Source organism: Inquilinus limosus (genome assembly GCF_002195995.1).
GTDB lineage: Bacteria > Pseudomonadota > Alphaproteobacteria > DSM-16000 > Inquilinaceae > Inquilinus > Inquilinus limosus_C.
On record NZ_NHON01000176.1, the window covers coordinates 1 to 6548 of the forward strand.

A 6548-nucleotide genomic window follows, 5' to 3' on the forward strand; every position below is an offset into this window, starting at 1 on the left:
GGTCGACGCCGCCAGGGTGACGTCGCTCTCGGTGATGGCGCCGACCGCGGAGTGCAGCACGCGGACCTTCACCTCGACATTGTCGCCCGCGGCCCCGCCGAAGCGCGCCCCCGGCGCCGGCAAGTCCGAGCCGAAGCGCCGCTCCGGCAAGATGACCGTGGTGCAGGCGCTGAGCGACGACGGCGAGACCCGCGGCCGCAGCCTGGCGGCGATGCGCCGGGCCCGCGAGCGCGAGCGCCTGGCGATGCAGAGCCAGAACCAGGAGAAGATCGCCCGCGAGGTGGTCGTCCCCGAGGTCATCACCGTGCAGGAGCTGGCCAACCGCATGGCCGAGCGCGGCGGCGACGTGGTCAAGTCGCTGATGCGCATGGGCGTGATGGCCACCATCACCCAGTCGATCGACGCCGACACTGCCGAGCTGGTGGTGGCGGAGTTCGGCCACAAGGTGAAGCGCGTGGCCGAATCCGACGTCGAGATCGGCCTGCGCGGCGACGAGGACGTGGCGGAGAACCTGCAGCCGCGGCCCCCGGTCGTCACCATCATGGGCCATGTCGACCACGGCAAGACCTCGCTGCTGGACGCGCTGCGGCACACCAACGTGGTGTCCGGCGAGGCCGGCGGCATCACCCAGCATATCGGCGCCTATCAGGTGCAGGTCGCATCCGGCCAGCGCGTCACCTTCATCGATACGCCGGGCCACGCCGCCTTCACCGAGATGCGCGCCCGCGGCGCCAACACCACCGACATCGTCGTGCTGGTGGTGGCCGCCAATGACGGCGTCATGCCGCAGACGATCGAGGCCATCCGCCACGCCCGCGCGGCGGAGGTGCCGATCATCGTCGCCATCAACAAGATCGACCTTCCGGATGCGAAGCCGGAGCGCGTGCGCACCGAGCTGCTGCAGCACGAGATCGTGGTCGAGGAGATGGGCGGCGAGACCCTCGACGTCCCGGTCTCGGCCAAGACCGGCCAGGGCCTGGACAAGCTGGTCGAGGCGATCCTGCTGCAGGCCGAGGTGCTGGACCTCAAGGCCAACCCGGACCGTCCGGCCGAGGGCACCGTGGTCGAAGCCAAGCTGGAGCGCGGCCGCGGCTCGGTCGCGACCGTCCTGGTCCAGCGTGGCACCGTCAAGGTCGGCGACATCTTCGTCACCGGCGGCGAATGGGGCCGCGTGCGCGCCCTGCTCGACGACCGCGGCCAGACCCTGAAGGCGGCCGGGCCGGCCCAGCCGGTCGAGGTGCTCGGCCTCAACGGCACGCCGCTCGCCGGCGACGACTTCGTGGTCGTCGACAGCGAGAGCCGGGCCCGCGAGATCACCGAGTTCCGCACCCGCAAGCGGCGCGAGGCGTCCCATGTCGCCACCGCGCGCGGCTCGCTCGAGCAGATGTTCGAGAAGATCCGCGAGGGCGAGGCGAAGGAGCTGCCGGTCATCATCAAGGGTGACGTGCAGGGCTCGGTCGAGGCCATCGCCGGTTCGCTGGAGAAGGCCGCGGGCGACAATGTCGAGGTGAAGGTCCGCGTGCTGCACTCCGCGGTCGGCGCCATCACCGAGAGCGACGTCACCCTGGCGGCGTCGACCGGGGCCATGCTGATCGGCTTCAACGTCCGCGCCAACCCGCAGGCGCGGGAGATGGCCAAGCGCGACGGTGTGGAGATCCGCTACTACTCGATCATCTACAACGTGATCGACGACGTGAAGGCGGCCCTGACCGGCCTGCTGGCGCCGAAGATGCGCGAGAACTACATCGGCAATGCCGAGATCCGCGAGGTCTTCAACATCACCAAGGTCGGCAAGGTCGCCGGCTGCATGATCACCAACGGCGTGGTCAAGCGCGGCGCCGGCGTCCGCCTGCTGCGCGACAACGTCGTGATCCACGAGGGCACGCTGAAGACCCTGAAGCGCTTCAAGGACGAAGTCCGCGAAGTGCGCGAGGGCTACGAATGCGGCATGGCCTTCGAGAATTACGACGACATCCGCGCCGGCGACGTGATCGAGTGCTTCGAGCTGGTCGAGGAGGTCCGCGCGCTCTAGCGCCCGGCCCCTCCTGCCCCAGCGCCGCCGGCCTTCGGGCCTGACGGCAGGTCCTTCCCCGGTCCGGCCGGGCGGCACACCCGCCCGCCGGACCGGCGCCGTTTCGAGTACAGACCATGCGACACACCCCTGCCAACGGCCCGAGCCAACGCCAGCTGCGCGTCGGCGAGGAGCTGCGCCATTCCCTGGCCGCGATCCTGCTGCGCGGCGAGATGCACGACCCCGATCTTGCCGGCGTCTCGATCACCGTCTCCGAGGTCCGGCCCAGCCCGGACATGAAGCACGCCACCGTCTTCGTCACCACGCTGAACGGCGACAAGATGGACGTCGTGCTGCCGGCGCTGCGCCGGGCCGCGTCCTTCCTGCGCGGCCAGGTGGCGAAGACCGTCCGGCTGCGCCACACGCCTCAGCTCAGCTTCCAGGCCGACACCTCGTTCGACTATGCGCAGAAGATCAACACGCTGCTGCACCAGGACGTGATCGCCCGCGACCTGTCCGACGACGAAGAGCCGTCGGACGATTCCGATGGCGCGTAGGAAGCGCGGCCGCCCGGTCCATGGCTGGGTGGTGGTCGACAAGCCGGTCGGCGTCACCTCGACCCAGGTGGTCGGGCGCGTCCGCCGGATCTTCGACGCCGAGAAGGCTGGCCATGCCGGCACGCTGGATCCGCTGGCCAGCGGCATCCTGCCGATCGCGCTGGGCGAGGCGACGAAGACCGTGCCCTACGCCATGGACGGCGAGAAGACCTACCGCTTCACCGTGCGCTGGGGCGAGGCGCGCGACACCGACGACGCCGAGGGCCAGGTCACCGCGACCAGCGATGTCCGGCCCGACCCGGACGCCATCGCCGCAGTGGTGCCCCGCTTCATCGGCGAGATCAGCCAGGTGCCCCCGGCCTTCTCCGCCATCAAGGTCGACGGCGAGCGGTCCTACGACCTGGCCCGCGCCGGCGAGGCGGTGCAGCTGGCGCCGCGGCTGATCCGGATCGACGACCTGCGCCTGGCCGAGATCCCGGACCGCGACCACGCCACCTTCGACGTGCAGTCCGGCAAGGGCGCCTATATGCGCGGCCTGGCCCGCGACATCGCGCTGGTCCTCGGCACGGTGGGACACATCGTCGCATTGCGCCGGACCGCGGTTGGCCCCTTCGGCCTTGACGACGCGGTCCCCTTGGAGCATATCGACGCGCTAGCCAAGCAGCCGGGGGCCGAGCAATCGGCCCTCGACGGCATTCTGCTTCCGGTCGAGACCCCGCTGGACGACATCCCGGCGGTGGCCCTGACGGAAGCTGAAGCGCAACGGATGCGGCACGGCCAGTCGGTCGCGCTGCTTCGGCGCTCGGATCGGGAGCGGATCGCCGCCCTCGATCTCGATCCGGACAACCCGGACGCCATCGTTCTGGCCTTCTGCGGGGACGCCCCCGTGGCCCTGGCCCGCATCGACGGCGGCGAGATCCGGCCGGTGCGCATCCTCAACCTCTGATCTAGGAGACCACGATGTCGATTACGCCGGAGCGCAAGCAGGAAGTCATTGGCACCTACGCCCCGAAGGCCGGGGACACCGGTTCGCCGGAGGTGCAGGTCGCGATCCTGTCCGAGCGCATCGCCAACCTGACCGAACACCTGAAGACCCACTCGAAGGACTTCCACAGCCGTCGGGGTCTTCTGATCATGGTCGGCCGCCGCCGCCGCCTGCTCGACTATCTCAAGCGCAAGAACAACGCGCGCTACGAGGACATCGTCAAGCGTCTCGGCCTGCGTCGCTAACAACCGCATGCACTCTCCTTTCCATGTCATTCCCGCGAAAGCGGGAATCTCCACCCGGTTTGGACGTGATGAGATCCCCGCTTTCGCGAGGATGACGATCGGAAGAGAGTCTCTGATTTCGTGACATCGGCGCCGCCGGCCCCCCAGCCGGCGGCGCTTGTCGTATTTCGCCCCCGGGCCCGGCGTGGAGCGGCCCGACCCCGATAGGCCCGAAGTGGCGCGGGGTGTCCGATGAAGGAAAAAGCGATGTTCAACATCTATCGCAAAGAGATCAACTGGGGCGGCCGCAAGCTGGTCCTCGAGACGGGCAAGATCGCCCGCCAGGCCGACGGCGCCGTGCTCGTCACCTATGGCGAGAGCGTCGTGCTCTGCACCGCGGTCGGGTCGAAGCAGAAGTCGAAGTTCGACTTCTTCCCGCTGACCGTGAACTACCAGGAGAAGGCGTTCGCCGCCGGCAAGATCCCGGGCGGCTTCTTCAAGCGCGAAGGCCGCCCGTCCGAGAACGAGACGCTGGTCAGCCGCCTGATCGACCGCCCGATCCGCCCGCTGTTCCACCCGAGCTACCGGAACGAGACCCAGGTCGTCGCCACGGTGCTGAGCCACGATCTGGAGAATGATCCGGACATCGCGGCCCTGGTCGGCGCCTCCGCCGCCCTGACCATCTCCGGCATTCCGTTCCTGGGCCCGATCGGCGCCGCCCGCGTCGGCTACATCGACGGCCAGTACGTGCTGAACCCGACGCTGGAGCAGACCAAGGAGAGCGCGCTCGACCTCGTCGTCGCCGGCACCGAGGAAGGCGTGCTGATGGTCGAGTCCGAGGCGCAGGAGCTGACCGAGGAGGTCATGCTCGGCGCCGTCGCCTTCGGCCATGCCGCCTCCCGCCAGGTGATCCAGGCGATCATCGAGCTGGCCGAGATGTGCGCCAAGGAGCCCTGGGCGCTGGGCGAGGAGCCGGCCGAGGTCGCCTCCGTCAAGGCCAAGTTCCAGGCCGTCGCCGGCGAGCTGCGCGACGCCTACAAGATCGTCCGCAAGCAGGACCGCTACGCCGCGGTCGACGCGGTCAAGGCGAAGGCGCTGGCCCTGCTCGAGGGCAACGACGCCGAGCTCGCGGTCGGCCCGGGCGTGTTCAAGGATTTCGAGAGCGACATCGTCCGCGGCAACATCCTGGACACCGGCCTGCGCATCGACGGCCGCGACACCAAGACGGTCCGCCCGATCGTCGCCGAGGTCGGCGTGCTGAAGCGGGCCCACGGTTCGGCGCTGTTCACCCGCGGCGAGACCCAGGCGCTGGTGGTCACCACGCTGGGCACCGGCCAGGACGAGCAGATCATCGACGCGCTCGAGGGCGAGTACCGCGAGAACTTCATGCTGCACTACAACTTCCCGCCCTATTCGGTCGGTGAAGCGGGGCGCATGGGCAGCCCGGGCCGCCGCGAGATCGGCCACGGCAAGCTGGCCTGGCGCGCGGTGCACCCGATCCTGCCGACCAAGGAGCAGTTCCCCTACACCATCCGCGTGGTGTCGGAGATCACCGAGTCGAACGGCTCCTCCTCGATGGCCACGGTCTGCGGCTCGTCGCTGGCGCTGATGGATGCCGGCGTGCCGCTGGGCAGCCCGGTGGCGGGCATCGCCATGGGCCTGATCAAGGAGGGCGAGCGCTTCGCCGTCCTGACCGACATCCTGGGCGACGAGGACCATCTCGGCGACATGGACTTCAAGGTGGCCGGCACCGAGCGCGGCGTCACCAGCCTGCAGATGGACATCAAGATCACCTCGATCACCGAGGAGATCATGAAGATCGCGCTGGAGCAGGCGCGCGAAGGCCGTGTCCACATCCTGGGCGAGATGTCGAAGGCCCTGTCGGCGGCCCGCGGCGAGGTCAACAAGAACGCACCGCGCATCACCACCTTCTCGATCCCGAAGGACAAGATCCGCGAAGTGATCGGCACGGGCGGCAAGGTGATCCGCGAGATCACCGAGACCACCGGCGCCAAGATCGACATCGAGGACGACGGCACCATCAAGGTGGCGGCGGTCGACGAGAGCGCGGCCGAGGCGGCGATCAACTGGATCAAGGGCATCGTCGCCGAGCCCGAGGTCGGCAAGGTCTATAGCGGCAAGGTGGTGAAGACCGTCGATTTCGGCGCCTTCGTCAACTTCCTGGGCAGCCGCGACGGCCTGGTCCACATCTCGGAGATGCGGCCCGGCCGCGTCGCCAAGGTGGCGGACGTCGTCAAGATGGGCGACGAGGTCAAGGTCAAGGTCCTGGGCTTCGACGACCGCGGCAAGATCAAGCTGTCGATGAAGTTCATCGACCAGCAGACCGGCGCCGAGTTGCCGCGCGAGGAAGCGCAGCGCCAGACCGACACCGCCAACTGAGGCTTCGCCTCGGTGGAACGGACAGGGGCGGCCTTCGGGCCGCCCCTTTTTGTTGGCGGAGGCTCGCACCAACGCCGACGAAGAGCGGAACGAGTCCCCCCCTCCCCTTGCGGGAGGGGGATAGGGGGAGGGGGTTCGCACCGCCAGAGCCGGCCAAAACTCTGACGTTTTGCCTCTGGCAGCGAGACTGCTCTCTGCACATTCGCGCGCGGACGCGCGCAGACCCCTCCCCCTTGTGTGTTGAAGATCTGCGAGGATGGTGGAGATGCGGTGCCGGGCAATGCCCGGCACCGCATCGCGGTCGTGAGCCCGTATCCCCCTTGGTTTGCAGCCCGTGGGGTAGCTTGGCGCCGCGGCCGCATCTTCCAAGC

General features: G+C 68.9%; 5 protein-coding genes. All 5 read left to right on the plus strand.

What is annotated here, in order from left to right; translation table 11 throughout:
• The first annotated feature begins 151 nt into the window (after positions 1-151).
• The 5 genes from infB (at position 152) to pnp (ending at position 6177) form a co-directional block, all read left to right on the plus strand.
• Positions 152-2032, plus strand: coding sequence for a translation initiation factor IF-2 (gene infB, locus BWR60_RS35265; RefSeq protein ID WP_218823832.1), 1881 nt, complete (start codon positions 152-154; stop codon positions 2030-2032).
• Between the two features lie 116 nt (positions 2033-2148).
• Positions 2149-2568, plus strand: a complete 420-nt coding sequence (rbfA, locus tag BWR60_RS35270; protein ID WP_088157905.1) for a 30S ribosome-binding factor RbfA — start codon at positions 2149-2151, stop codon at positions 2566-2568.
• Positions 2558-3514, plus strand: a complete 957-nt coding sequence (truB, locus tag BWR60_RS35275; RefSeq protein ID WP_088157907.1) for a tRNA pseudouridine(55) synthase TruB — start codon at positions 2558-2560, stop codon at positions 3512-3514. The genes rbfA and truB overlap by 11 nt, the downstream gene beginning before the upstream one ends.
• Positions 3515-3528: 14 nt before the next feature.
• A complete protein-coding gene (gene rpsO / locus BWR60_RS35280; RefSeq protein WP_088157909.1) occupies positions 3529-3798 on the plus strand; it encodes a 30S ribosomal protein S15 in 270 nt (89 codons plus the stop codon).
• A gap of 231 nt (positions 3799-4029) precedes the next feature.
• Complete coding sequence (gene pnp, locus BWR60_RS35285; RefSeq protein ID WP_230983279.1) at positions 4030-6177, plus strand: polyribonucleotide nucleotidyltransferase; 2148 nt, start codon at positions 4030-4032, stop codon at positions 6175-6177.
• Positions 6178-6548: the final 371 nt, after the last annotated feature.

Bases quoted from the DNA above. Each gene is read 5' to 3' on its own strand.
- infB (WP_218823832.1), top strand. From the start codon at position 152: ATGACCGTGGTGCAGGCGCTGAGCGACGACGGCGAGACCCGCGGCCGC.
- truB (WP_088157907.1), top strand. From the start codon at position 2,558: ATGGCGCGTAGGAAGCGCGGCCGCCCGGTCCATGGCTGGGTGGTGGTC.
- pnp (WP_230983279.1), top strand. From the start codon at position 4,030: ATGAAGGAAAAAGCGATGTTCAACATCTATCGCAAAGAGATCAACTGG.
- rbfA (WP_088157905.1), top strand. From the start codon at position 2,149: ATGCGACACACCCCTGCCAACGGCCCGAGCCAACGCCAGCTGCGCGTC.
- rpsO (WP_088157909.1), top strand. From the start codon at position 3,529: ATGTCGATTACGCCGGAGCGCAAGCAGGAAGTCATTGGCACCTACGCC.